The following is a 23,633-nucleotide window of genomic DNA, read 5'->3' as shown; positions in this document are numbered from 1 at the left end:
GAGGACGGCCATGCACCGTTATCTGGTTTACGTACTGGCGCTGGTCCTGCTGCCGGTATCGCTGGCGCTGGCGCAACACTGGCCCGCCTGGTACTGGGGCGTGGGCCTGTTCGGCGCGATGGCGCTGCTCGGCACCTGGGACGTGCTGCAGCGGCGCAGCGTGCTGCGGCGCAATTACCCGGTGCTGGCGCACTTCCGTTACGGCTTCGAATCCATCGGCCCGGAAATCCGCCAGTACTTCGTGCAGAGCGACCTGGAGGACGTGCCGTTCTCGCGCCAGCAGCGGCAGTTGGTCTACCAGCGTGCGCGCAACGTGATGGACGTGGTGCCGTTCGGCACGCTGCGCAGTACCTATGCGGTGGACTACGAGTGGATCAACCACTCGATGGCGCCCACCAGCATTCCGCACCATGACTTCCGCGTGGTGATCGGCGCCGGCTGCGCGCGGCCGTATTCGGCCAGCGTGTTCAACATTTCGGCGATGAGCTTCGGTTCGTTGTCGGCCAACGCCATCCGCGCGCTGAACAAGGGCGCGAAGATGGGCGGCTTCTACCATGACACCGGCGAAGGCTCGATCTCGCCCTACCACCGCGAGAACGGTGGCGACCTGGTGTGGGAGATCGGCTCCGGTTACTTCGGGTGCCGTGACGAACACGGCCGTTTCAGCGAGGAGCGCTTCGTCGAGAACGCCAACCACGACCAGGTCAAGATGATCGAGATCAAGCTGTCGCAGGGCGCCAAGCCCGGCCACGGCGGGGTGCTGCCCGCGGCCAAGGTCAGTGCCGAGATCTCAGCGACCCGTGGCGTGCCGATGGGCGTGGACTGCGTGTCGCCGTCGCGGCACTCGGCGTTTTCCACCCCGGTGGAACTGCTGCAGTTCGTCGCGCGCCTGCGCGAGCTGTCAGGCGGCAAGCCGACCGGCTTCAAGCTGGCCATCGGCCATCCGTGGGAATGGTTCGGCATCGCCAAGGCCATGCACGAGACCGGGTTGCTGCCGGACTTCATCGTGGTCGACGGTGCCGAGGGCGGCACCGGCGCATCGCCGGCGGAGTTCATCGACCATGTCGGCGTACCGATGAACGAGGCGCTGATCCTGGTGCACAACACGCTGGTGGGCCTGGGCCTGCGCGATCGCATCCGCATCGGCGCGGCCGGCAAAGTGACCAGCGCCTTCGACATCGCGCGGACCATCGCGCTGGGCGCGGACTGGTGCAACGCCGGGCGCGGCTTCATGTTCGCGCTGGGCTGCATCCAGTCGTTGAGCTGCCACAACGACAAGTGTCCTACCGGCATCGCTACCCAGGATCCCAGCCGCTGGCGCCACCTGGACCCGACCGACAAGGCCGAGCGGGTACGCAATTTCCACGAGAACACCCTGCGTGCGCTGCGCGACCTGCTGGGCGCGGCCGGCCTGAACGACCCGTCGGAACTGGGCCCCGAACACATCCTGCGGCGGGTGTCGCCGATCGAGATCCGCTCGATGGCGACCCTGTACCGCTACCTGTCGCCGGGCGAACTGCTCGACCGCGTGCCGGGGCATGCGGTGTTCCGCGAATACTGGGCGGACGCGCGCAGCGATTCGTTCGACCCGCCGGCACGGATCGCGGCGCTGCGCGGGACCAAGCTGCACTGAGGGCGGGGCAGGCGGTGCTGCATGTCCTGCCTCGACGTAGTGGCGTGCGGAGCAGGCTGCGTACCTGCGGGAATGTGCTTAGCGGAGCCAGGCGATCACGCCGTCTGCCGCGCGCAGGGCGCTGGCATAGCACGCGGTGAGCAGGTAACCGCCGGTCGGTGCTTCCCAGTCCAGCATCTCGCCGGCGCAGAACACCCCGGGCAGCGCCTGCAGCATCAGTCCCGCGTTCGTCGCCTCCAGGCATACGCCGCCGGCGCTGCTGATGGCTTCGGCCATCGGCCGCGGCCGCAGCAGGCGTAGCGGCAGGCGCTTGAGCGTGCGTGCCACGGCGTCCGGGTCGTTGCCGGCGTCCTTGCCGAGCCGTTCGAACACCAGTGCGGCCTTGGCGGCGTCGATGCCCGTGGCGCGCCGCAGGTGCTCGCCGAAGCTGCGCCCCTTGCGCGGGCGCGACAGCTCGGCACGCAGGCGCGCCTCGTCGCGGCCCGGCACCAGGTCCAGTTCCAGCAGCGCATGGCCGTCGCGGTTGATCGTCTCGCGCAGGTCGGCGGCGATGGCATAGACCAGGCTGCCTTCGATGCCGTACTCGCTGGCGACGCATTCGCCCTGCAACTGCTGGGGGTCGCCGTGCAGGTCGCGCCAGTGCGCGATGACCGGCTTGAGCGGGCTGCCGGCATGGCGCTGGCGGAAATGTCCGCTCCAGTCGATGTCGAAGCCGCAGTTGGCCGCCTGCAGCGGCGCCACGTCCACGCCGCGCGCGCGCAGCGTGTCCACCCAGGCGCCATCGGAACCGAGTTCGGGCCAGCTGCCGCCGCCCAGCGCCAGCACGGTGGCGTCGACGCTCACGGCGACGTCGCCGTCGCTGGTCTGCATGCGCAGTGCGCCATCGTCGTTCCAGCCCAGCCAGCGATGCTGCACGTGGAAGCGCACACCCTGTTCCTTCAGCCGCCGCACCCAGCCGCGCAGCAGCGGCGCGGCCTTGCGGTCGAGCGGGAACACCCGCCCGGAACTGCCGACATAGGTGTCCACGCCCAGGCCACGCGCCCACCCGCGCAGCGCCTCGGCATCGAAGCCGTCCAACCAGCCGGCGACGTCCGCTTGGCGCTCGCGGTAGCGCTGGTCGAACTGCGGGCGCGGTTCGGAATGGGTGAGGTTCAGCCCGCCCTTGCCGGCGATCAGGAACTTGCGCCCGGGCGAGCCCTTGGCTTCGTACAGGTCGACCGACAGGCCGGCCGCGCGCAGGCGTTCGGCGGCGAACAGCCCGGCGGGGCCGCCGCCGACCACCGCCACCCGCTTGCCGGTGCCGGCCGGATCAGCGTGGCTGGACATCGAGCAGTTCGACATCGAACACCAGCGAGGAACCCGGCGCGATCGGGCCGGCACGGCGGTTGCCGTAGCCGTAGTCCGCCGGAATCATCAGCGTGCGCTTGCCGCCGACCTTCATCCCGGCCACGCCTTCGTCCCAGCCGCGGATGACCTGCTTCTCGCCGAGATCGAAGGTGAACGGTTCGCCGCGGTCGAGCGAGCTGTCGAACTTGTCGCCATGCCTGTCGGCGCGGCGCTCGTCGTAGATCCAGCCGGTGTAGTGCACGGTGACCCGGGTGCCGGGTACCGCTTCGGCGCCGCTGCCCGGTACCGTGTCGATGCGCTCGAAGGCGGCGATGCTGCCCCCGAGCGGCGGCCCGGGCGGGGTGCAACCAGCGGCAAGCAGGGACAACAGCAACGGCACGAGCAGGCGACGCATGGGGGACTCCAGGTTGAAGGCAGCCGCGCGGGATGCGCGGCAGGCCGGGGCAGGGGGCTGCGGCACCGCCCCCGCGCACGCACGGGCGCGTGCGGCATGGGGGCGCCAGCGGCACGGCGCGCAAGGGTAGCGCATCGCCAGCGGGTATCATGGCGCGATGGCCAAACTGCTGCTCAATCTGCGCAATGCCGACGACGACGAGAGCCGCGAAGTATGCGAACTGCTCGACCGTCACGGTATTGCCTGGTACCGCACCGAACCCAGCCCCTGGGGCATTTCCAGTGGCGGGCTGTGGCTGCGTGACCGGCAGGACCACGCACGCGCGAAGGAATTGATGGACGGCTACCAGGCCGCGCGTGCGCGGCGCGTGCGCGCCGAGCGCGAGGCCGCGCTGCGCGACGGCACCGCCGAGACCTTCGGCTCGCTGTTGCGGCGGCGGCCGCTGTACGTGGTCGCGGTGCTGCTGGGCATGCTGGCCGCTGCCGCGCTGGTGCTGCTGCCGTTCATGCTGCTGCGTGGCTGACGCCCGCGTGCGCCGTAAAATATGCCGATGATCGTCAATACCGCCGCCTACCACTTCGTTCCCATCACCGATGCGGGCGCCCTGGCCGCCACCCTGCTGGAGCGGGCGCAGGCACGCGCACTGCGCGGGACGATCCTGGTGGCGGACGAGGGCCTCAACCTGTTCCTGGCCGGCGACCGCGACGGCATCGACGCGTTCTACGCCGCGCTGAAGGCCGACCCGCGCTTTGCCGCCATGCGGGTCAAGTACAGCTACAGCCGCATGCAGCCGTTCGCGCGGCTCAAGGCCAAGGTCAAGCCGGAGATCATCAGCTTCCGCCGCGACGACGGTCAGCCGCTGGATTACCCGCGCGCGCCGTCCGTGGCCCCGGCCACGCTGCGGCGCTGGCTGCGGCAGGGCCATGACGATGAAGGCAGGCGCGTGGTGATGCTCGACACCCGCAACGCGCAGGAGTTCGCGCACGGCACCTTCGCCGGCGCCCTGACCCTGCCCATCGCCCGTTTCACCGACCTGCCGGAGGCACTGGCGCCGCACCGCGCCGACCTGGCCGACGCCACCGTGGTCAGTTTCTGCACCGGCGGCATCCGCTGCGAGAAAGCCGCGCTGTGGATGCGCAATGACGGCATGGACAACGTGCTGCAGCTGGACGGCGGCATCCTGGGGTATTTCGAGGAAGTGGGCGGCGAGGGCTACGAAGGCCGCTGCTTCGTGTTCGACGAGCGCGTGGCGCTGGACCCGCAGCTGCAGCCGCTGGTGGACGAAGCCACCCCGTAGGCGCGGGCCCGCCCCGCATGCGGCCTGCCCGCCGAGGCTCCCGGCCGGGCTGCCCTGCCGCTGCGAACGCGTGTGCGACGGGCCGGAAAACAGTGTTCGGCCGCCGGCGCCGCGCGCAGGGATGGGAAACCGCCCCGCGCGCCCCATGTTGCAGGGACCTCCTGCCGGAAGCCGCCGCATGATTCCCCTTTCCGTCCTCGACCTCGCCCCCGTCTGCGAAGGCGCCACGCCGGGCCAGGCGTTCGCCAACATGCTCGACCTCGCGCGCCATGCCGAGCGCTGGGGCTATCGCCGCTACTGGCTGGCCGAGCACCACAACATGCCGGGCATCGCCAGTGCGGCCACCTCGGTGCTGATCGGGCACGTTGCCGGCGGCACCTCGACCATCCGCGTCGGCGCCGGCGGCATCATGCTGCCCAACCATTCGCCGCTGCAGGTGGCCGAACAGTTCGGCACCCTGGCTTCGCTGTATCCGGGGCGCATCGACCTGGGGCTGGGCCGCGCGCCGGGTACCGACCATGCCACCGCCCGCGCGCTGCGCCGCTACTTCGACAGTGCCGACCAGTTCCCGCAGGACGTGGCCGAGCTGCTGCATTACTTCGAGCCGGTGCAGCCGGGGCAGGGCGTGCAGGCGGTGCCGGGCGCGGGCATCGACGTGCCGGTGTGGCTGTTGGGCTCCAGCCTGTTCAGCGCGCGGCTGGCGGCGGCGATGGGCCTGCCGTTCGCGTTCGCCTCGCATTTCGCCCCGGACGCGATGGACGAGGCCGTGGCGCTGTACCGCCGCGATTTCCGCCCGTCCGCACGCTTGCAGGCGCCCTGGGCGATCCTGGCGCTGAACGTGGTGGCCAGCGCGTCGGAGGCCGAGTCCCGGCGGCTGTTCACGACCCAGCAGCAGAGCTTCGTCAACCTGCGGCGCGGCCGTCCGGGACGGATCCCGCCGCCGGTGGACGACATCGAGGCGTTCTGGGAGCCGCACGAGAAGGCCGGGGTGGAGCGGGCGCTGGCCTGCACCGTACTCGGCGACCCGCAGCAGGTGGGCGAGGGGCTGGCGGCCTTTGCCGCGCGCCACCGGCCCGACGAAATGATGCTAACCGCCAACATCTTCGACCATGCCGCGCGGCTGCGCTCGTTCGAACTGGCGATGCAGGCCTGGCAGGCGCGGCACTGAGCCGTCGGCCGGGACCGCGGTGGTTGCGGGCGCCGCGTGCGGCGCCCGGGACGGCCCGCGCGGCAGGGCTCAGCTGGTCCAGCGCTGGAACAGTTCGACGGTGTGGCCGACCAGTTGTCCCGAGCCGAGACCGAAGAACAGGCCGGCGGCGAGCGCCGCGACCCAGTTGAACAGCATCAGCGCGCCATCGCGCTCGATCAGCGCCAGCGCGAACAGCAGCAGCTGGAAGCCGAACAGATAGTTGGTCAGCGGGATCGGCAGCGACAGCAGCACCCCGGTCATGACCAGCAGCAGCCCCGTGAACACCCGCGCCGGAAGCGGCCCCACCAGGGCCGGCAGGCGCGGCTTGAGCATCCGGTCCAGGCGCCGCAGCGGGCGATCGATGCGGCCCAGGAAGCGGTGCATGGTGCCTCGCCTGGGCCCGCGCCGGGCGATGAACCCGGGCACCCAGGGCCGCGCCAGGCCGGCCATCATCTGCAGGCCGATCAGCAGCACCAGCGGGCCGCTGACCGCGCCGCCGATGCCGGGCACCGGAATGAACGCCGGCAGGATGGCGACGAACAGGAACACGCCGAACGCGCTTTCCTGCAGGCCCTGCAGGATCCTGCCCAGCGGCTGCTGTTCCCCGGGGTCGCCGTGCTCGAACATCGACAGCAGGGTGCGGATGCCCTCGTTGCGGTAGCCACCCGCCGCGGCCGGGCCGGCGCCTGGCCCGCGGTCCTGCGGCTCAGCCGGTGGTGTCATCTTCGTCTTCTTCCGGCAGCCGGCGCAGCAGCAGCTTGTCGATGCGGGCGCCGTCCAGATCGACGATCTCGATGCGCCAGCCGGCCCAGTCGAAGTACTCGCTGGCGTGCGGGATGCGGCCGAAGAAGTGCATGCACATGCCGGCCAGGGTGTAGTAGTCGCCTTCCTCGGCATCGGGCAGCTCGACCCCGCCCATCAGCTCGCGCAGGTCATCCACCGGCAGCGAACCGTCCACCAGCAGCGAACCGTCCTCGCGGGTGACCACCAGGGCGTCCTCGTCGGTGTTCTCCGGCGCCTGCAGGCGGCCGACCACCGCGCCCATCAGGTCGCTGATGGTCACCAGGCCCTGGATCTCGCCGTACTCGTCCACCACCAGCGCCATCGACTGGTGCTCCTCGCGGAAGATCTCCAGCAGCTTCATCGCATGGGTGGATTCGGAGACATAGAGCGTCTCGCGCAGGTTCTCGAACAGCGCATGGGTGTCGCCCTGCAGGCGGCGCGTGACCAGCGACTTGACCTCGAGGATGCCGGCGATGTCCTGGTCGTTGCCGCGGTACACCGGGTAACGCGAGAACGCATGCTCGTGCATGGTCTCCAGGTTCTTCTCGACATCGGCGTTGGTATCCAGCCAGGCGATGCGGTTGCGCGGGGTCATCAGGCTGTCGGCGGTGCGGTCGCCCAGGCGCATGACCCGGTTCATCATGTCGCGCTCGTGGATGTCGATCACCCCGGCCTCGTGGCTTTCGGCCACCAGCATGCGGATCTCTTCTTCGGTCACCGACGCCGAATCGGTGTTGCCCAGCCCCAGCAGGCGCAGCACCAGCCGGGTGGTGCGCGACAGCAGCCACACGAACGGGAAAGCCAGCGTGGCCAGCCAGCCCATCGGCACCGCGACCAGCCCGGCGATGTCCTCCGAACGGGTCAGCGCCAGCCGCTTGGGCACCAATTCGCCGAAGATCAGCGTGACGAAGGTGATCAGGGTGACCGCCAGCGCCTTGCCGACCGCGCCGGCGTAGTCGAAGCCCGGCATCAGCCCCTGGATCCAGGCGGCGATGGCTTCGCCCAGCGCTTCGCCACCGAGGAAGCCGGTCAGCACGCCGATCACGGTGATGCCGATCTGCACGGTGGACAGGAAGTTCTCGGGCTTCTCGGCCAGCGCCAGGGCGCGCTCGGCGCGCTTGCTGGTGGCGGACATCTGCTTGAGCCGGCTCTTGCGCGAGGTCATGACCGACATCTCGGACATGGCGAAGAAGCCGTTGAGCAGGATCAGGGCGAAAACGATGAGGATCAGTTCAAACACGGGTCGCTCCCCGGGTCGTTGGCAGGGAGGGAGGGTGCTTGCGGTGGCGGCAGGGGCTCAGGGGCTTGCCCGGGCGCTGCGGCGGGGGGTAAGGGTCGTCGTCCATAGGGTGCGCCCGCGGAGGGCGCCGGCGCATCTTAGCAAACCGGCATGCGGTGCCGGCAACCGCCTGTTCATTTTCGTGGGCGGGAACCGGCCGGGAATACCCGAGACGTCATCCAGCCGTCATAATTCGCCCCGGTGCCGTCCCTTCCGCGACGGCGGACAGGCATTTCCAATGTTTTCATTGCAGACCATTTTCGGCTCCGGCAAGCAGTTCTACACCTATCTCGACGAGGCCGCCCAGGCCGCCGCCGACAGCGCCAAGGCGCTGCACGCGATGATGCGCGAAGCCGACCGCGAGCCCGCCCTGGATGCATTCAAGCTGGCGCGCCTGCGCGAGCGCGCGGCCTCGGACAAGATCAGCCAGGCGCTGGTGGACAGCTTCATGACCCCGATCGAGCGCGAGGACATCGAGGCGCTGGGCTCGGCGCTGTACAAGATTCCCAAGCAGATCGAGAAGTTCGCCGACCGCTATGCGCTGGCCACCCAGCACCTGGCGCACATCGATTTCGCCCCGCGCGCGGCGATGCTGGAGCAGGCCGCCGGGGTGGTGGTGGACATGGTCAAGGACCTGCGCCACATGAACATCGACCGCATGACGGCGATGAACGAGAAGCTGCGCGCGCTGGAGAACGAGGCCGACCGGCTGATGCTCGAGCTGTACCGGGAAATCTATTCCGGGCGCCTGGACAACCTGCAGATGTTCCTGCTCAAGGAATTCTTCGAGATCCTGGAAAAAGCCATCGACCGCTGCCGCGAGGCCGGGGTGGTGGTCTACCAGATCGTGTTGAAGAACTCGTGATCGCCATGATGCGGATCCCGTGCATTTCCGGCTTCGGAAGCGGGTGCGTCGGCCGTGCCGATGCCCGCGAGCCGCGCTTCCACACCCCCCGTCCCGCCACGGCGCGGCGGGACTTCCCGCTTGACCCGAGGGGGCAGCTGCGATGCTGACCCTTGTCCTCGTCGTGATCCTGGCGGCGCTCGTGTTCGAGTTCATCAACGGCTTCCACGACACCGCCAACTCCATCGCCACCGTGGTGGCCACCAAGGTGCTCTCGCCCGGCTGGGCGGTGATGCTGGCCGCGGGCATGAACCTGATCGGCGCGCTGACCGGCACCGCGGTGGCGCTGACCATCGCCAACGGCCTGCTCAACACCAGCGTGGTCGAGGTCACCCCGCAGGTGATCCTGTGCGCGCTGCTCGGCGGCATCGTCTGGAACCTGATCACCTGGTGGAAAGGGCTGCCGTCCTCGTCCTCGCACGCGCTGATCGGCGGCCTGTGCGGCGCCGGCCTGGCCGCCGCGCACAACAACTGGGACGCGCTGATCTGGTCGCAGAACCTCGGCAACTGGGCGCAGAACAAGGGCCTGCTGTGGAAGGTGTTCGTGCCGATGATCACCTCGCCGATCGCCGGCTTCCTGCTCGGCATCGTGGTGATGTGCCTGCTGTGGGCGATCATCGCCGGCATGGCGCGGGCCGGTGGCGTGCTGCGGCGGCTGGCGCGTCCGCGCTGGGTCAATGCGTTCTTCGGCAAGGCGCAGATCGTCTCGGCCGCCTACATGGGCTTCGCCCATGGCCACAACGACGCGCAGAAGACCATGGGCATCATCGCCATGACCCTGATCGGCGCCGAGGCCACCGGCGCGCTGGACAACCTGCCGTCGTGGCTGGCGTTCATGCACCCGGACGCGCATGCCGGCGATGGCATTGCCATGTGGATCGTGCTCACCTGCGCGGTGGTGATGGCCGCCGGTACCGCCTCGGGCGGCTGGAAGATCATCAAGACCCTGGGCCACAAGATGGTCAAGCTGCACCCGATCCACGGCTTCGCCGCGGAGACCAGCTCGGCCACCATCCTGACCCTGGCCGCGCACTTCGGCATGCCGGTCTCGACCACCCACAGCATCTCCACCGCGATCATGGGCGTTGGCTTCGCCAAGAACCCGAAGTCGCTGCGCATCGGGGTGATCGAGCGCATCATCTGGGCCTGGATCCTGACCATCCCGGCGGCCGGAGGCTGCGCCTACCTGATCCTGAAGCTGTTCGAGCTGGCCGGCTGGAACTGAGCCGGTCGAGCCGACCGCCGGCCCGTTGGCCGTTGCATGCAGAAAGGCCCGCTTTCCCGGCGGGCCTTTCGTTGTGCGCCGGCGTGGGCGTCAGTTGCGCTGGTACATGGCGCGCACGTCGCGGCGGAACGCGGCCTGGCTGTCGGCGCGGCTGTAGAACATGTGCCCGCCCGGATAGCTGCGCACCTGCACGCGTTGCGGGTCGCTGCCCATGGCCGGCATCTGGTCCACGGTCAGGATCGAACCCATGAACGGGCACGACAGGTCGTTCCAGCCATGCGCGATCAGCACCTGCAGGCGCGGGTCGATGGCCACCGCCTGGCGCAACTGGGTGACCGCGCCGGCACGCAGGTCGCCATTGCGGTCCCACTGGCGGTTCACCTCGTAGCTCAGCGCGTGGTAGCGCGCATCCACCTTCCAGCCGACCACGCGGGTGACGAAGTCCACCATGGCGGTGGTGGTCGGGGCGATGATGCTGTCCAGCAGCGGGTCGTTGGCACGCTGCTCGGGATCGGTGGGGAAGGGGTCGAAGGCGGTGACGTTGGAATCGTAGCGGCTGCCCAGCGTGCCCTTGTCACGGAACACCTCGCGCAGGTAGGCCTGGGTTTCCAGGCGGCCGCCGGCGCGGCGCACGAACACCGAATCCAGGCCGGTCAGCTCGGTGACCCGGCGCAGCATGGCCTCGGTCGCCTGCGGGTCGGAGCGGCCCTTCATCAGCGCGCTGGCGTAGTCGCTGCGGGCGTACTCGGCCACCTCGCGCATCGCCGCATCGGTGAGCCGGCCCTGGCGCTCCAGGTGCGCGGCGGCGATCGACGGCAGGGTCTGGATCCAGGCCATCGGCGAGACGTCGCTGTTGTCCTCCAGGGTCGGGCTCAGGTAGGGCGAGACCAGCACCAGCCCGTTCATCGCCACCCCCAGCCGGGTCTGCAGATAGTGGGTGATGCGCGGGCCGCGGTAGCCGCCATAGCTTTCGCCGGCCAGGTACTTGCGCGAGGTCATGCGCTGGTTCTTCAGCAGCCAGTCGTATACCACCCGCGACAGGTACTCGATGTCGGCGGACGGGTTGAAGAACTGCTTCTTCGCTTCCTCGTCGGGAATCCGCGAGCGGCTGAAGCCGGTCCCGACCGGGTCGATGAACACCAGGTCGGTGAAATCCAGCCAGGTGCCGGGGTTGTCGCGCAGCGTGGCCGGCGCCGAGGCGCTGTCGCCCTCGCTGCCGAAGGCCACCACCTTCGGCCCCACCGCGCCCAGGTTCAGGTACACCGACGAGGCGCCGGGGCCGCCATTGAGCGCGAAGGTGACCGGGCGGTCCTTGCCGGGCACGGTGTAGGCGGTGAACACCACCTCGCCAATGGTCTTGCCCTGCGCATCGCGCACCGGCAGCGAGCCGACGGTGGCGGTGTAGTCCAGGGTGCGGCCTTCCAGGCGCATGCTCTGGCGGACCGAGGCATCGGCCGGCAACGGTGCCGGCGCGGTCGATGCGGCCTTGTCGTCGCCGGCGTCGGCGGCGGGCCTGGCCGGCGCGGGCGCGGCGAACAGCAGGCCGGCGCCGAGCGCGGCCACGTACAGCAGGTGTTTCATGCGGATGACCTGGGGATCGGGAAACGCACGATCCTAGGCCCGTGGCGGGAGCGGCAAATGTGCCCAAAGCCATGCGGCGCCGGCCCGGATGGGCAATCCCGGGCACGGAGCGATGCCGGTGCGCAGTTGCTGCGCGCATCCGCGGCGCGACGGTGGCCGCGCACCGTGCGTGGCAGGCCGGCCCTCGCGTCCGCCGCGCGCTGCGCCCATGGCGCCGGTCGCCTGGGCGGGCACGGGCGCAGTGCCGGGTCAGACCTCCAGGGAGGCGAGGTCGCCCTTGCTTTCCAGCCAGCCCTTGCGGTCGCCGGCGCGCTTCTTGGCCAGCAGCATGTCCATCAGCGAGCGGGTCTGCTCCTCGTCGTCCACGGTCAGCTGCACCAGGCGGCGGGTATCGGGGTGGATGGTGGATTCGCGCAGCTGCTGCGGGTTCATCTCGCCCAGGCCCTTGAAGCGGGTGACGCTGACCTGGCCGCGGATCTTCTCGCGCTCGACCTTTTCCAGCAGCGAGCGCTTCTCTTCCTCGTCCAGCGCGTAGAACACCTGCTTGCCCACGTCCACGCGGAACAGCGGCGGCATCGCCACGAACACGTGGCCGGCGGCGACCAGCGCCGGGAAGTGCTTCAGGAACAGCGCGGTCAGCAGGGTGGCGATGTGCAGGCCGTCGGAGTCGGCGTCGGCCAGGATCACCACCTTGCCGTAGCGCAGGCCGGACAGGTCGTCCTTGCCCGGGTCGCAGCCGATGGCCACGGCCAGGTTGTGCACTTCCTCCGAGGCCAGCACGCTGCCCGAGGCCACTTCCCAGGTGTTGAGGATCTTGCCGCGCAGCGGCAGGATCGCCTGGAAATCCTTGTCGCGGGCCTGCTTGGCGCTGCCGCCGGCCGAGTCGCCCTCCACCAGGAACAGCTCGGTGCGCGACAGGTCCTGGCTGATGCAGTCGGCCAGCTTGCCGGGCAGCGCCGGGCCCTGGGTGACCTTCTTGCGGACCACCAGCTTCTCGGTCTTCAGCCGCGCGCTGGCGCGCTCGATGGCGATCTGCGCGATCTTCTCGCCGATCTCCACGTTCTGGTTCAGGGCCAGGCTGAAGGCATCGTGGGCGGCGCCCTCGACGAAGCCGGCGGCCTGGCGCGAGGACAGGCGTTCCTTGGTCTGGCCGCTGAACTGCGGATCGGTCATCTTCAGCGAGAGCACGAACGACACCCGGTCCCACACGTCTTCCGGCGCCAGCTTGACCCCGCGCGGCAGGAGGTTGCGGAAATCGCAGAACTCGCGCAGCGCCTCGGTCAGCCCGGTGCGCAGGCCGTTGACATGGGTGCCGTGCTGGGCGGTCGGGATCAGGTTGACGTAGCTTTCCTGCACCAGTTCGCCTTCCGGCAGCCAGGCCACGGCCCAGTCCACCGCCTCGGTTTCCTTCTTCAGGACGCCGACGAACAGGTCGGCCGGCAGCATCTCGCGTTCGCCCAGCTCGGCCTTGAGGTAGTCGCGCAGGCCGTCCTCGTAATGCCAGGTCTCGGTCTCGCCGGTCGCCTCGTCGGTCAGTCGGACGGTCAGGCCCGGGCACAGCACCGCCTTGGCGCGCAACAGGTGGCGCAGCGCGCGCACGTTGAACTTCGGGGTGTCGAAATACTTCGGGTCCGGCCAGAAACGCAGCCGGGTGCCGGTGTTCCTGCGGCCGACGGAGCCGACCACTTCCAGCGGGCTGGCACGGTCGCCGTCGCGGAAGCTGATGCGGTGCTCGCTGCCTTCGCGCCTGATGTGGATCTCCACCAGCGTGGACAGCGCATTGACCACCGACACGCCGACGCCGTGCAGGCCGCCGGAGAAGGTGTAGTTGCGGTTGCTGAACTTGCCGCCGGCGTGCAGCCGGGTCAGGATCAGTTCGACGCCGGGAATCTTCTCCTCCGGGTGGATGTCGACCGGCATGCCGCGGCCGTCGTCGCTCACCTCGCAGCTGCCGTCCTTGAACAGCACGACCTCCACGGTCTTCGCGTGCCCGGCCAGCGCCTCGTCCACCGAATTGTCGATGACTTCCTGCGCCAGGTGGTTCGGGCGCGCGGTGTCGGTGTACATGCCGGGGCGGCGTTTGACCGGGTCCAGGCCGGAGAGGACTTCGATGTCGGCGGCGTTGTAGCGGGCGTTCATGTATCTCGATAAGGCGCTGATGCGACGGGCAAGTTTGCGGTCTGCCGGGGAAATTTGCACGCCGATGTTCAGTGCGGGGAGAGGCGCGGGGCGGTATCCTGTGCGCCCTGGAACGTACGCAGCCGATCCCCCTGAATCGGCGGAGACTCCGGAGGATGACAATGAAATCGTCGAAATTGCTGGTTCTGGCCGTGGCTGCCGCCGCCGTCGTGGCGGTGCCGCTGGTGATGGCGCAGAGCGTGGACAAGGCCAAGACGGGCGAGGCCGCCCAGGCCGCCGCCGACAAGGCGCAGAGCGAGGCCGAGCAGAAGGCCAAGCGCCGCGCCGCCGCCGCCGCCCAGGAAAAGGCCCGGGGCGAGCAGCCGGCCCCGCGCGAAGAGGAAGAGGAAGAAGCCCGCAAGCGTCGCTGACGCGGGTTTCCCGATGAACGTGGACGCCCCGGCGCAGGCCGGGGCGTCTTTTTTTGTTACCGCCCCGTGGCGGCCGGGCCGCAAGGCCGGCGCGTCGCGGGCAGGATTTTCCGCGGTCGCCGCATCCGGTGCTTGGGTGTTCGCGCGACAACCTTTAAACTAGGGCTTTCCGGGAGGCAAGTGAGCCATGACCCCCCTTATTTTCGTTACCGGCGGCGTGGTGTCCTCGCTTGGCAAGGGCATCGCCGCCGCGTCGCTGGCCTCCATCCTCGAGGCGCGTGGCCTGAAGGTCACGATGATGAAGCTGGATCCGTACATCAACGTCGATCCGGGCACCATGAGTCCCTTCCAGCACGGCGAGGTCTATGTCACCGATGACGGTGCCGAGACCGACCTGGATCTGGGCCACTACGAGCGCTTCGTCCATACCCGGCTGAGCCGCAAGAACTCGGTGACCACCGGGCGCATCTACGAGAACGTGATCCGCAAGGAGCGCCGCGGCGACTACCTCGGTGCGACCGTGCAGGTGATCCCGCACATCACCGACGAGATCCGCCGCTGCATCGACGAGGCCACCGAGGGCTACGACGTGGCGCTGGTGGAGATCGGCGGCACCGTCGGCGACATCGAGTCGCTGCCGTTCCTGGAGGCGATCCGCCAGGTGCGCACCGAGCGCGGCCCGGAGAAGGCGCTGTTCATGCACCTGACGCTGGTGCCGTACATCGGCGCCGCCGGTGAGCTGAAGACCAAGCCGACCCAGCACTCGGTCAAGGAACTGCGTTCGATTGGTATCCAGCCCGACGTGCTGCTGTGCCGCTCCGAGCAGGCCATCCCGGATTCGGAGCGGCGCAAGATCTCGCTGTTCACCAACGTCTCCGAGCGCGCGGTGATCAGCGTGCCGGACGTGGACGTGCTGTACCGCGTGCCGATGGGGCTGCACGCGCAGGGCCTTGACGAAATCGTGGTCAACCAGCTCAAGCTCGCCGACAAGGCCGGCCCGGCCGACCTGTCCGAGTGGGAGGCGGTGCTGGATGCGGCCCTGCACCCGCTGGACGAGGTGACCATCGCCGTGGTCGGCAAGTACGTGGACCACCAGGACGCCTACAAGTCGGTCGGCGAGGCGCTCAAGCACGGCGGCCTGCGCCAGCGCACCCGGGTCAACCTCAAGTGGCTGGAAGCGCAGGACTTGGAAGAAGGCGGCATGGCCGCGCTCGAGGGCGTGGACGGCATCCTGGTGCCGGGCGGCTTCGGCGACCGCGGCTTCGAGGGCAAGGTGCTGACCTCCAGGTATGCCCGCGAGCACAAGCTGCCGTACTTCGGCATCTGCTACGGCATGCAGGCGGCGGTGGTCGACTATGCCCGCCACGTGGCCGGGCTGGACGGCGCCAACAGCACCGAGAACGACCGCCAGTCGCCGAACCCGGTGATCGGCCTGATCACCGAATGGCGCACCGCCAGCGGCGAGGTCGAGAAGCGCGACGAGAAGTCCGACCTGGGCGGCACCATGCGCCTGGGCCTGCAGGAGCAGCGGCTTAAGCCGGGCACGCTGGCGCGCGAGCTGTACGGCAAGGACGTGGTGGCCGAGCGCCACCGCCACCGCTACGAGTTCAACAACCGCTACCGCACCCAGCTGGAGGACGCCGGGCTGGTGATCTCCGGCAAGTCGATGGACGACACCCTGGTGGAAGTGGTGGAGCTGCCGCGCGACGTGCATCCGTGGTTCCTGGCCTGCCAGGCGCACCCGGAGTTCCTGTCCACGCCGCGCAGCGGGCACCCGCTGTTCATTGGTTTCATCCGCGCCGCGCGCGAGAAGAAGGCCGGCGGCAAGCTGTTGAAGGAAGCGCGGGCCTGACGCTCGTTTCCGCCTTCTCCTGCGGGGGAGGGCGCACCGTAGGGGCGGGCGGGACGCCGGCGAAGGCCTGGATTCCCGGTTCCGCAAGGGCCTGGCCCCGGCCCCTCATCCAACCCCTTTCCCGTCGGGAGAGGGCTACAAACACGAGGTAGTTGAATGAAGCTCTGCGGATTCGAAGTCGGCCTGGACCAGCCGCTGTTCCTGATCGCCGGCCCGTGCGTGATCGAGTCGATGCAGCTGCAGCTCGATACCGCCGGCAAGCTCAAGGAAATCACCGGCAGGCTGGGGATGAACTTCATCTTCAAGTCCAGCTTCGACAAGGCCAACCGCACCTCCGGCACCAGCTTCCGCGGCCCGGGGCTGGAAGAGGGCCTGAAGGTGCTGGCCGAGGTGAAGAGGCAGATCGGCGTGCCGGTGCTGACCGACGTGCACGAGTACACGCCGATGGACGAGGTGGCCTCGGTCGTCGACGTGCTGCAGACCCCGGCATTCCTGGTGCGGCAGACCGATTTCATCAGGAAGGTGTGCAGCGCCGGCAAGCCGGTGAACATCAAGAAGGGCCAGTTCCTGTCGCCGTGGGACATGAAGCCGGTGGTGGAAAAGGCGCGCTCCACCGGCAACAACGACATCATGGTCTGCGAGCGCGGCGCCAGCTTCGGCTACAACAACCTGGTCAGCGACATGCGCTCGCTGAGCGTGATGCGCGACACCGGCTGCCCGGTGGTGTTCGACGCCACCCATTCGGTGCAGCTGCCGGGCGGGCAGGGCAGCAGTTCCGGCGGACAGCGCGAATTCGTGCCGGTGCTGGCGCGCGCGGCGGTGGCGGTGGGCGTGGCCGGGTTGTTCGCCGAGACCCATCCCGATCCGTCCAAGGCGCTGTCCGACGGCCCCAACGCGTGGCCGCTGGACAAGATGGAAGCGCTGCTGGAAACACTGCTGGCGCTGGATTCGATCACCAAGAAGCACGGGTTCCTCGAGTCCACCGTGTGAGGCGACGGATGGCCCGCTCGATGCGGGCCATCATCGTTTCAGGGCCTGCCGGCGTGCCTGCGTTTTCAGCCGCAAGCATCGCGCCGCGCCGGCCCCGGCTTCGTTTAAACTGCGGCCGGTTTCCCATTCCCAGACCTACCCAAACGAGTCCATCCCCCAGACCATGACCACTATCGCCAAGATCCACGCCCGTGAAATCCTCGACAGCCGTGGCAACCCCACGCTGGAAGCCGAAGTCACCCTGGCCGACGGCTCGTTCGGTCGTGCCGCCGTGCCCTCGGGCGCATCGACCGGCACCAAGGAGGCGGTGGAACTGCGCGATGGCGACAAGACCCGCTACCTGGGCAAGGGCGTGCGCGATGCGGTGGCCAACGTCAACGGCCCGATCGCCGCGGCGCTGAAGGATTTCGATGCGCAGGACCAGGCCGGGCTGGACCGCCGCCTGATCGACCTGGACGGCACCGAGAACAAGGGCCGGCTGGGCGCCAACGCGCTGCTGGGCGTTTCCATGGCTGCCGCGCACGCCGCCGCCGCCTCGAACAAGCAGGCGCTGTGGCAGTACCTGGCCGGCAAGACCGGCGCCACGCCGTCGCTGCCGGTGCCGATGATGAACATCATCAACGGCGGCGCGCACGCCGACAACAACGTCGACTTCCAGGAGTTCATGGTGCTGCCGGCCGGCTTCACCTCGTTCGGTGAATCGCTGCGCGCCGGCACCGAGATCTTCCATGCGCTCAAGTCGGTGCTCAAGGGTCACGGCCTGAGCACGGCGGTGGGCGACGAAGGCGGCTTCGCGCCGGACTTCCGCAGCAACGTCGAGGCGCTGGACACCATCCTGGAAGCCATCGGCAAGGCCGGCTACACCGCCGGCGAGGACATCCTGCTGGGCCTGGACGTGGCTTCCAGCGAGTTCTACGAGAACGGCAAGTACAACCTGGTCGGCGAGAACAAGCGCCTGACCTCCGAGCAGTTCGTCGATTTCCTGGCCGACTGGACCACGCAGTACCCGATCATCACCATCGAGGACGGCTTGGCCGAGAACGACTGGGCCGGCTGGAAGCTGCTGACCCAGCGCATCGGCGGCAAGGTGCAGCTGGTCGGCGACGACCTGTTCGTCACCAACCCGAAGATCTTCGCCGAGGGCATCGAGTCGGGCACCGCCAACGCCATCCTGATCAAGGTCAACCAGATCGGCACCCTGAGCGAGACCCTGGAGGCGATCGCCATGGCCGACAAGGCGCATTACGCGGCGATCGTCTCGCACCGCTCCGGCGAAACCGAGGACACCACCATCGCCGACATCGCCGTGGCCACCACCGCCACCCAGATCAAGACCGGCTCGCTGTGCCGCAGCGACCGCGTGGCCAAGTACAACCAGTTGCTGCGCATCGAGGAAGCCCTCGGCGGCAACGCGCGCTACGCCGGGCGTGACGCGTTCGTCTCGCTCAAGCGCTGACGCCGATGCGTGACTGGCGCTGGCTGCTGCTGGTGCTCGCGGTACTGCTGGCGCTGCTGCAGTACCGCTTCTGGTTCGGGCCGGGCAATTCGGGCGAGGTGATGATGCTCGAGGCCCAGGTCGCCAACCAGAAGCGCGACAACGAGGGCCTGCAGCAGCGCAACGATGCGCTCGCCGCCGAGGTCAAGGACCTCAAGGAAGGCGAGGCCGCCATCGAGGAGCGGGCGCGCAGCGAACTGGGCATGATCAAGCCCGGCGAGAAGTTCTACCGCGTGGTCGAGGACGCCCCGGTGGCGCGGCCGGGCGTTGCCCAGCCGGGCGCGCACGACGCCGCCACCCAGGAGGTCGTGCCATGACCACCCAGGTATGGGCGGTGGTGCCGGCTGCCGGTCGCGGTACCCGCTTCGGCGGCCCGGTGCCCAAGCAGTACCTGCTCGCCGCCGGCGAACCGCTGCTCGCGCATACGCTGGCGGCGCTGCTGGCGCACCCCGGCGTGGCCGGGGTGATGGTGGCCATCGCCGAGCACGATGCCGACTGGCCGGGCTGGAATGACTTCGCTGGCAAGCCGGTGCTGACCTGCACCGGTGGCGATACCCGTGCCGCCTCGGTGCTGGCCGGGTTGCAGGCGCTGCCGGAAAGCGTGCGTGCCGACGACTTCGTACTGGTGCACGACGCCGCGCGCCCGAACCTGCCGGCCGCCGACCTGGGCCGGCTGCTGGAGGTGGGGCGCGCCGATCCGGTCGGCGCGATCCTCGCTGCCCCGGTGCGCGACACCCTCAAGCGCGCCGGCGACGATGGCGGCATCGACCGCACCGAACCACGCGAGCGGTTGTGGCGCGCGCTCACGCCGCAGCTGTTCCGCCGCCACCAGTTGACCCGCGCGCTGCTGGAAGCGACCGGCGCCGGTGTCGAGGTGACCGACGAGGCCATGGCCATGGAGCGCCAGGGCGCGCGACCGCTGCTGGTCGAAGGCGACGAGTGCAACTTCAAGGTCACCACCCCGGCCGACCTGGCCCGCTTCGAGTTCGAGCTGTCGCGGCGTGGCTGACGCCCGTCCGGCGCCGCCCGCGCGGGCCTGAACCACAACCTGATCCGACGCCATGAATCCTTCTGCTTTTCCCCCCATCCGCATCGGCCAGGGCTATGACGTGCACGCCTTCGGCGAAGGCGACCACGTCATGCTCGGCGGCGTGCGCGTGCCGCACCGTTGCGGGGTGCTCGCCCACAGCGACGGCGACGTGATCCTGCATGCCCTGTGCGACGCCATGCTGGGGGCACTGGCGCTGGGCGACATCGGCCAGCACTTCCCGCCCAGCGACGACCGCTGGAAGGGCGCGGACAGCAGTGATTTCGTGCGCCACTGCAACGGCCTGCTGCGCGCGCGCGGGTGGCAGGTGGGCAACACCGACATCACCGTGATCTGCGAGCGGCCCAAGGTCGGCCCGCATGCGACTGCGATGCGCGAGACGGTGGCGCAACTGCTGGGCGTGGCGCCGGACCGGGTCAGCATCAAGGCCACCACCAGCGAGAAGCTGGGCTTCACCGGCCGCGAGGAAGGCATCGCCGCGCAGGCGGTGGTGCTGCTGCTTCCCGCATGATTTCCATTCCGCAGGCGTGTCGCCGGCCGCGACCGGGCGTCGCCCGGCGCGGCGCCGGCAGCAGCGCCGCCCTCCGCACGGGTTGCCCCGGCAGGCCCGCCGTCACTGGCGCGCCCGCGGCAGGCAGGCCGGGCCATTGTTCAGGACCGACATGATGGATCTTCCCCTTGCCTATGGCGCCCCGGTATTGAGCGCGTCGATGCGCAGCGTGCCGGAGGACTTCCAGGTCGATGAACTGCCTGCCTTCGAGGCGAGCGGCGAGGGCGAGCACCTGTTGCTGGACATCCGCAAGCGCGGCGCCAACACCGTGGCCGTGGCCAGGCAGCTGGCGCAGTGGGCCGGGGTGCCGGAAATGGGCGTCAGCTACGCCGGGCAGAAGGACCGGCATGCGGTGACCACGCAGCGTTTCAGCGTGCATCTGCCCAGGCGGGTCGCGCCGGACCTGGCGCTGCTGGAATCGGACGAGGTGCATGTGCTCGCCTCCACCTGGCATAACCGCAAGCTGCAGCGCGGTGCGCTGGCCGGCAACCGCTTCACCCTGGTGCTGCGCGGGGTGCAGGGCGGGCGGGATGCGATCGAGGCGCGGCTGCAGGCCATCGCCACGCGCGGCCTGCCCAACTGGTTCGGCGAACAGCGCTTCGGCCGCGATGGCGGCAACGTGCCGGCGGCGCTGGCGATGTTCGGCGGCCGCCGGGTGCGCAAGGACCAGCGCTCCATGCTGCTGTCGGCGGCGCGCTCGGCCCTGTTTAACCGGGTGCTCGCCGCGCGGGTGGAGCAGGGCAACTGGGACGCTGCGCTGGACGGCGAGGTGTGGATGCTCGACGGCAGTCGTTCGGTGTTCGGTCCCGAGCCGATGAGCGAGGCGCTGGCCGAACGCCTGGCGCGGTTCGACATCCACCCCAGCGGGCCGTTGTGGGGCGCGGGTGAGCTGCGCACCGCCGGTGCCGCGCTGGCCCTGGAGCAGGCCGCGCTGGCCGATGAGCAGGCGCTGGCGCTGCGCGCCGGCCTGGAGCAGGCCGGCCTCAAGCAGGAGCGCCGCGCGCTGCGGCTGCGGCCGGCGCTGATGCGCCATGCCTGGCTGCAGGACGACGTACTGGAGCTTGCCTTCGCGTTGCCACCAGGTTGCTACGCCACCGCGGTGCTGCATGAACTGGGGCCCGTGGCCGACGCCAGCCGCGCCGATACCGTCGCCCCGGCGTAAGCCGGAGGTTCTCCGCGTGGCGCCTCCCGGCGTGTGGGGCGGCGCGCGCGCAGCCGCTACGCGCGCCCGCGGAAGGAGAAGGGGCCGTGGCGCATCGCCTGGCGGGAGGCGGACGCATTGCGCCTGGCGGCCGCGTCGCGCCCGCCGCCGGCGCGCGATGGATCGCTGGCGGGCTGGCGCCGCTCAGCGCCGCGCCAGCAGCACCAGCACCGCGCCGGTGCCGCCCTGCGCCGGCGGCGCGGAGTGGAACGCGAGCACGTCGTTGCGCTGGCGCAGCAGACGGTCCACCAGGTTCTTGAGTACCGGCGCGCCGCCATCGGACTGCAGGCCCTTGCCGTGGATGATGCGCACGCAGCCGTGGTCGTGCGCGTGCGCCTCCAGCAGGAACTCGCGCAGCAGGTGCTCGGCCTGGGCGACGCTGGCGCCGTGCAGGTCCAGTTCGTCCTGCACCGAGTACTGGCCGCGCCTGAGTCGCTGGAACATGCGCGCCGGCAGGGTGTCGCGGCGGTAGCTGGCCACGTCGCCGGCTTCCAGCGGCGCGCTGGAATGCAGCAGCCGGGCGAACTCGCCCAGCGCCTGGGCCTCGTCCTGCTCGGCCATGCGCGCGCGCGGCTTCGGCCGTGGCCGGCTGATCGCCGGCGCATCCACCTTGCGCAGCGGCGTTACCTCGCCGATCGCCGAGCGGAACAGGGCGCCGTCGTCTTCGTCTTCTGGGTGCGACATGTGCATAGCGTAACGGCTGCGGCAATGGGGAGAGCGTCACGGGAAGGCGGTGGGCGCATTCCGGTATCATGCCGGATCGGGCCATGCCGGCCGGCGTGCAGCACGCCGGCGGGATGGCGGTAGACGGCGGGGCTGCGGGAGCGCCGTCATGGATTCAGCGATTCAGGTCTTCAATGCGCGTACTTGTAAGCAACGACGACGGCGTGGACGCCCCCGGCATCAGGATGCTCGCCGAGGAGCTGCGCAATGCCGGCCACGAGGTCACCGTGGTGGCACCGGACCGCGACCGCTCCGGCGCCAGCAATTCCCTTACCCTGGACCAGCCGGTGCGGCTGCGCCGGATCGACCACTACACCTGCGCGGTCAGCGGAACGCCGACCGACTGCGTGCACCTGGCGCTGACCGGCATGCTGGAACACGAGCCGGACATCGTGGTCTCGGGCATCAACAACGCCGCCAACCTCGGCGACGACGTGATCTATTCCGGGACCGTGTCCGCGGCGATGGAAGGGCGCTTCCTCGGCCTGCCGTCGGTTGCGGTGTCGCTGGTGACCCAGCGCCACGAGGCGAGGAATTTCCTCAGCGCCGCGCGCGCGGCCATCGAGATCGTGGCGCGGCTGAAGGCCGACCCGCTGCCCGCCGACACCATCCTCAATGTCAACGTGCCGGACCTGCAGTGGGACGAGATCCGCGGGTTCGAGGTCACCCGGCTGGGCAACCGCCACCGCGCCGAGGCCTGCATCCCGGCCACCGATCCGCGCGGCAATACCGTGTACTGGATCGGTCCGGCCGGTTCCGAGCAGGATGCCGGCCCCGGTACCGATTTCCATGCGGTGCGCACCGGCCATATCTCGATCACCCCGATCCAGGTCGACCTGACCCGCTACGAGGCGCTGGAAAAGGTGGCCAGCTGGGTGGGCGGGTTGTCGGCGACGCTGGAGCGCCCGGCATGACGCCACGCCTGCGCCTGTCCCCGGAGGCGGTCGGCAGCGGCATGACCTCGCAGCGGGTGCGCGACCGCCTGGTCGATCGCCTGCGCGAGGTGGGCATCGGCGACGAACGCGTGCTCAACGCGGTGCGGGTGGTGCCGCGGCACCTGTTCATCGACGAGGCGCTGGCCTCGCGCGCCTACGAGGACACCGCATTGCCAATCGGCCACGGCCAGACCATCTCCCAGCCCTGGGTGGTGGCGCGCATGACCGAGGCGGTGCTGCAGGTGGCGCCCAGGACGGTGCTCGAAGTGGGTACCGGCTCGGGTTACCAGGCGGCGATCCTGGCCGCGGTCGGGCTGGAGGTGTTCACCGTCGAGCGGATCGGCGACCTGCTGCGCCAGGCCCGCAAGCGCCTGCGCCAACTGGGCATGAACGTCCGCAGCAAGCATGACGACGGCCGCATCGGCTGGCCCGAGCACGGCCCCTACGACGCCATCGTCGTCACCGCCGCGGCACCGGCGCTGGTGGACGCATTGATCGAACAGCTGGCCGTGGGTGGCCGCCTGGTGGCGCCGGTCGGCGGCCCCGGCGGGCAGGTGCTGCTGCAACTTACCCGCCAGGCGGACGGCATCGTGCAGGAGGAACTGGCGCCGGTCAGCTTCGTGCCGTTGCTCTCGGGCCTGCTGGACTGACACGGGAA

23 protein-coding genes are annotated in these 23,633 nt (G+C 69.7%); 16 read left to right on the top strand and 7 right to left on the bottom strand.

All coding sequences use genetic code 11. The features are described 5' to 3' along the window. Positions 1 to 10 precede the first annotated feature (10 nt). Complete coding sequence (locus MKP15_RS00735; protein WP_240211470.1) at positions 11 to 1,633, top strand: FMN-binding glutamate synthase family protein; 1,623 nt, start codon at positions 11 to 13, stop codon at positions 1,631 to 1,633. A 78-nt stretch (positions 1,634 to 1,711) separates the two neighbouring features. Here the strand turns inward: MKP15_RS00735 and MKP15_RS00730 are convergent, their stop codons facing one another. Next, positions 1,712 to 2,959, bottom strand: coding sequence for a TIGR03862 family flavoprotein (locus MKP15_RS00730; protein ID WP_240211469.1), 1,248 nt, complete (start codon positions 2,957 to 2,959; stop codon positions 1,712 to 1,714). Further along, entirely contained in the window at positions 2,943 to 3,374 is a 432-nt protein-coding gene (locus MKP15_RS00725) for an FKBP-type peptidyl-prolyl cis-trans isomerase (protein WP_240211468.1), read from the bottom strand. Before MKP15_RS00725 ends, MKP15_RS00730 begins: the two co-directional genes overlap by 17 nt. Positions 3,375 to 3,531: 157 nt before the next feature. Between MKP15_RS00725 and MKP15_RS00720 the strand changes: the two genes are divergently transcribed. The 3 genes from MKP15_RS00720 (at position 3,532) to MKP15_RS00710 (ending at position 5,839) form a co-directional block, all read left to right on the top strand. Beyond that, positions 3,532 to 3,897 carry a DUF6164 family protein gene (locus MKP15_RS00720; RefSeq protein ID WP_240211467.1) on the top strand — a complete coding sequence of 122 codons (366 nt, stop codon included), beginning with the start codon at positions 3,532 to 3,534 and terminating at the stop codon, positions 3,895 to 3,897. A 27-nt stretch (positions 3,898 to 3,924) separates the two neighbouring features. Beyond that, positions 3,925 to 4,671: a sulfurtransferase gene (locus tag MKP15_RS00715; RefSeq protein WP_240211466.1), complete on the top strand. Its 747-nt coding sequence runs from the start codon at positions 3,925 to 3,927 to the stop codon at positions 4,669 to 4,671. Positions 4,672 to 4,849: 178 nt separating this feature from the next. Continuing rightward, complete coding sequence (locus MKP15_RS00710) at positions 4,850 to 5,839, top strand: LLM class flavin-dependent oxidoreductase (protein ID WP_161613168.1); 990 nt, start codon at positions 4,850 to 4,852, stop codon at positions 5,837 to 5,839. Positions 5,840 to 5,908: 69 nt separating this feature from the next. On the opposite strand, the gene MKP15_RS00705 is transcribed toward MKP15_RS00710, so the two are convergent. Then, the gene (locus MKP15_RS00705; RefSeq protein WP_240211704.1) at positions 5,909 to 6,487 is read right to left on the bottom strand and encodes an exopolysaccharide biosynthesis protein; all 579 of its coding nucleotides are present in this window, start codon (positions 6,485 to 6,487) and stop codon (positions 5,909 to 5,911) included. Positions 6,488 to 6,566: 79 nt separating this feature from the next. Next, positions 6,567 to 7,883, bottom strand: a complete 1,317-nt coding sequence (locus MKP15_RS00700; protein ID WP_104938526.1) for a hemolysin family protein — start codon at positions 7,881 to 7,883, stop codon at positions 6,567 to 6,569. Between the two features lie 277 nt (positions 7,884 to 8,160). Here MKP15_RS00700 and MKP15_RS00695 point away from each other — a divergent pair, with 277 nt between their 5' ends. Together MKP15_RS00695 and MKP15_RS00690 are read left to right on the top strand one after the other, a co-directional pair. Then, positions 8,161 to 8,787 (top strand): DUF47 family protein, encoded by a 627-nt coding sequence (locus MKP15_RS00695; RefSeq protein ID WP_054664724.1) that lies wholly within the window; start codon positions 8,161 to 8,163, stop codon positions 8,785 to 8,787. A 142-nt stretch (positions 8,788 to 8,929) separates the two neighbouring features. Further along, a complete protein-coding gene (locus MKP15_RS00690) occupies positions 8,930 to 10,051 on the top strand; it encodes an inorganic phosphate transporter (protein WP_104938527.1) in 1,122 nt (373 codons plus the stop codon). Positions 10,052 to 10,141: 90 nt separating this feature from the next. Here MKP15_RS00690 and MKP15_RS00685 read toward each other — a convergent pair whose 3' ends face one another. Together MKP15_RS00685 and parE are read right to left on the bottom strand one after the other, a co-directional pair. Then, on the bottom strand, positions 10,142 to 11,632 hold the full coding sequence (locus MKP15_RS00685; protein WP_240211465.1) for a S10 family peptidase: 1,491 nt from the start codon (positions 11,630 to 11,632) through the stop codon (positions 10,142 to 10,144). Between the two features lie 249 nt (positions 11,633 to 11,881). Then, positions 11,882 to 13,771 (bottom strand): DNA topoisomerase IV subunit B, encoded by a 1,890-nt coding sequence (gene parE, locus MKP15_RS00680; RefSeq protein WP_104938529.1) that lies wholly within the window; start codon positions 13,769 to 13,771, stop codon positions 11,882 to 11,884. Positions 13,772 to 13,932: 161 nt separating this feature from the next. Here parE and MKP15_RS00675 point away from each other — a divergent pair, with 161 nt between their 5' ends. The 8 genes from MKP15_RS00675 to truD all read left to right on the top strand — a co-directional run bounded on the left by MKP15_RS00675 (position 13,933) and on the right by truD (position 21,278). Beyond that, on the top strand, positions 13,933 to 14,181 hold the full coding sequence (locus MKP15_RS00675) for a hypothetical protein (RefSeq protein ID WP_104938530.1): 249 nt from the start codon (positions 13,933 to 13,935) through the stop codon (positions 14,179 to 14,181). A gap of 187 nt (positions 14,182 to 14,368) precedes the next feature. Next, a complete protein-coding gene (locus MKP15_RS00670) occupies positions 14,369 to 16,033 on the top strand; it encodes a CTP synthase (protein WP_161613165.1) in 1,665 nt (554 codons plus the stop codon). Between the two features lie 156 nt (positions 16,034 to 16,189). Then, positions 16,190 to 17,023: a 3-deoxy-8-phosphooctulonate synthase gene (gene kdsA / locus MKP15_RS00665; protein ID WP_104938532.1), complete on the top strand. Its 834-nt coding sequence runs from the start codon at positions 16,190 to 16,192 to the stop codon at positions 17,021 to 17,023. A 163-nt stretch (positions 17,024 to 17,186) separates the two neighbouring features. Further along, positions 17,187 to 18,479: a phosphopyruvate hydratase gene (gene eno / locus MKP15_RS00660; protein ID WP_240211464.1), complete on the top strand. Its 1,293-nt coding sequence runs from the start codon at positions 17,187 to 17,189 to the stop codon at positions 18,477 to 18,479. 5 nt (positions 18,480 to 18,484) lie between these two features. Beyond that, positions 18,485 to 18,835, top strand: a complete 351-nt coding sequence (gene ftsB, locus MKP15_RS00655; protein ID WP_104938534.1) for a cell division protein FtsB — start codon at positions 18,485 to 18,487, stop codon at positions 18,833 to 18,835. Further along, on the top strand, positions 18,832 to 19,527 hold the full coding sequence (ispD, locus tag MKP15_RS00650; RefSeq protein ID WP_104938535.1) for a 2-C-methyl-D-erythritol 4-phosphate cytidylyltransferase: 696 nt from the start codon (positions 18,832 to 18,834) through the stop codon (positions 19,525 to 19,527). The genes ftsB and ispD overlap by 4 nt, the downstream gene beginning before the upstream one ends. Before the next feature lie 52 nt (positions 19,528 to 19,579). Next, positions 19,580 to 20,077: a 2-C-methyl-D-erythritol 2,4-cyclodiphosphate synthase gene (ispF, locus tag MKP15_RS00645; protein WP_240211463.1), complete on the top strand. Its 498-nt coding sequence runs from the start codon at positions 19,580 to 19,582 to the stop codon at positions 20,075 to 20,077. Between the two features lie 151 nt (positions 20,078 to 20,228). Beyond that, positions 20,229 to 21,278, top strand: coding sequence for a tRNA pseudouridine(13) synthase TruD (gene truD, locus MKP15_RS00640; protein WP_240211462.1), 1,050 nt, complete (start codon positions 20,229 to 20,231; stop codon positions 21,276 to 21,278). A gap of 183 nt (positions 21,279 to 21,461) precedes the next feature. On the opposite strand, the gene MKP15_RS00635 is transcribed toward truD, so the two are convergent. Further along, a complete protein-coding gene (locus MKP15_RS00635) occupies positions 21,462 to 22,001 on the bottom strand; it encodes a Smr/MutS family protein (protein ID WP_161613160.1) in 540 nt (179 codons plus the stop codon). A 173-nt stretch (positions 22,002 to 22,174) separates the two neighbouring features. On the opposite strand from MKP15_RS00635, the gene surE reads away from it, so the two are divergent. Continuing rightward, complete coding sequence (gene surE, locus MKP15_RS00630) at positions 22,175 to 22,954, top strand: 5'/3'-nucleotidase SurE (protein ID WP_240211461.1); 780 nt, start codon at positions 22,175 to 22,177, stop codon at positions 22,952 to 22,954. Then, a complete protein-coding gene (locus MKP15_RS00625) occupies positions 22,951 to 23,625 on the top strand; it encodes a protein-L-isoaspartate(D-aspartate) O-methyltransferase (protein WP_240211460.1) in 675 nt (224 codons plus the stop codon). The genes surE and MKP15_RS00625 overlap by 4 nt, the downstream gene beginning before the upstream one ends. Positions 23,626 to 23,633 lie beyond the last annotated feature (8 nt).

Origin of the sequence: Stenotrophomonas sp. Y6 (assembly GCF_022436665.1) — a bacterium.
Classification (GTDB): Bacteria; Pseudomonadota; Gammaproteobacteria; order Xanthomonadales; family Xanthomonadaceae; genus Stenotrophomonas; species Stenotrophomonas acidaminiphila_A.
Note: the sequence above shows the minus strand (reverse complement) of the source record. Positions and strands in the feature narration are given on the sequence as shown.

Bases quoted from the DNA above. Each gene is read 5' to 3' on its own strand.
- eno (WP_240211464.1), top strand. From the start codon at position 17,187: ATGACCACTATCGCCAAGATCCACGCCCGTGAAATCCTCGACAGCCGT.
- ispD (WP_104938535.1), top strand. From the start codon at position 18,832: ATGACCACCCAGGTATGGGCGGTGGTGCCGGCTGCCGGTCGCGGTACC.
- ftsB (WP_104938534.1), top strand. From the start codon at position 18,485: ATGCGTGACTGGCGCTGGCTGCTGCTGGTGCTCGCGGTACTGCTGGCG.
- MKP15_RS00675 (WP_104938530.1), top strand. From the start codon at position 13,933: ATGAAATCGTCGAAATTGCTGGTTCTGGCCGTGGCTGCCGCCGCCGTC.
- MKP15_RS00715 (WP_240211466.1), top strand. From the start codon at position 3,925: ATGATCGTCAATACCGCCGCCTACCACTTCGTTCCCATCACCGATGCG.
- MKP15_RS00730 (WP_240211469.1), bottom strand. From the start codon at position 2,959: ATGTCCAGCCACGCTGATCCGGCCGGCACCGGCAAGCGGGTGGCGGTG.
- truD (WP_240211462.1), top strand. From the start codon at position 20,229: ATGATGGATCTTCCCCTTGCCTATGGCGCCCCGGTATTGAGCGCGTCG.
- MKP15_RS00635 (WP_161613160.1), bottom strand. From the start codon at position 22,001: ATGTCGCACCCAGAAGACGAAGACGACGGCGCCCTGTTCCGCTCGGCG.
- ispF (WP_240211463.1), top strand. From the start codon at position 19,580: ATGAATCCTTCTGCTTTTCCCCCCATCCGCATCGGCCAGGGCTATGAC.
- MKP15_RS00725 (WP_240211468.1), bottom strand. From the start codon at position 3,374: ATGCGTCGCCTGCTCGTGCCGTTGCTGTTGTCCCTGCTTGCCGCTGGT.
- MKP15_RS00695 (WP_054664724.1), top strand. From the start codon at position 8,161: ATGTTTTCATTGCAGACCATTTTCGGCTCCGGCAAGCAGTTCTACACC.
- surE (WP_240211461.1), top strand. From the start codon at position 22,175: ATGCGCGTACTTGTAAGCAACGACGACGGCGTGGACGCCCCCGGCATC.
- MKP15_RS00735 (WP_240211470.1), top strand. From the start codon at position 11: ATGCACCGTTATCTGGTTTACGTACTGGCGCTGGTCCTGCTGCCGGTA.
- MKP15_RS00705 (WP_240211704.1), bottom strand. From the start codon at position 6,487: ATGTTCGAGCACGGCGACCCCGGGGAACAGCAGCCGCTGGGCAGGATC.
- parE (WP_104938529.1), bottom strand. From the start codon at position 13,771: ATGAACGCCCGCTACAACGCCGCCGACATCGAAGTCCTCTCCGGCCTG.
- MKP15_RS00710 (WP_161613168.1), top strand. From the start codon at position 4,850: ATGATTCCCCTTTCCGTCCTCGACCTCGCCCCCGTCTGCGAAGGCGCC.
- kdsA (WP_104938532.1), top strand. From the start codon at position 16,190: ATGAAGCTCTGCGGATTCGAAGTCGGCCTGGACCAGCCGCTGTTCCTG.
- MKP15_RS00670 (WP_161613165.1), top strand. From the start codon at position 14,369: ATGACCCCCCTTATTTTCGTTACCGGCGGCGTGGTGTCCTCGCTTGGC.
- MKP15_RS00685 (WP_240211465.1), bottom strand. From the start codon at position 11,632: ATGAAACACCTGCTGTACGTGGCCGCGCTCGGCGCCGGCCTGCTGTTC.
- MKP15_RS00625 (WP_240211460.1), top strand. From the start codon at position 22,951: ATGACGCCACGCCTGCGCCTGTCCCCGGAGGCGGTCGGCAGCGGCATG.
- MKP15_RS00690 (WP_104938527.1), top strand. From the start codon at position 8,930: ATGCTGACCCTTGTCCTCGTCGTGATCCTGGCGGCGCTCGTGTTCGAG.
- MKP15_RS00720 (WP_240211467.1), top strand. From the start codon at position 3,532: ATGGCCAAACTGCTGCTCAATCTGCGCAATGCCGACGACGACGAGAGC.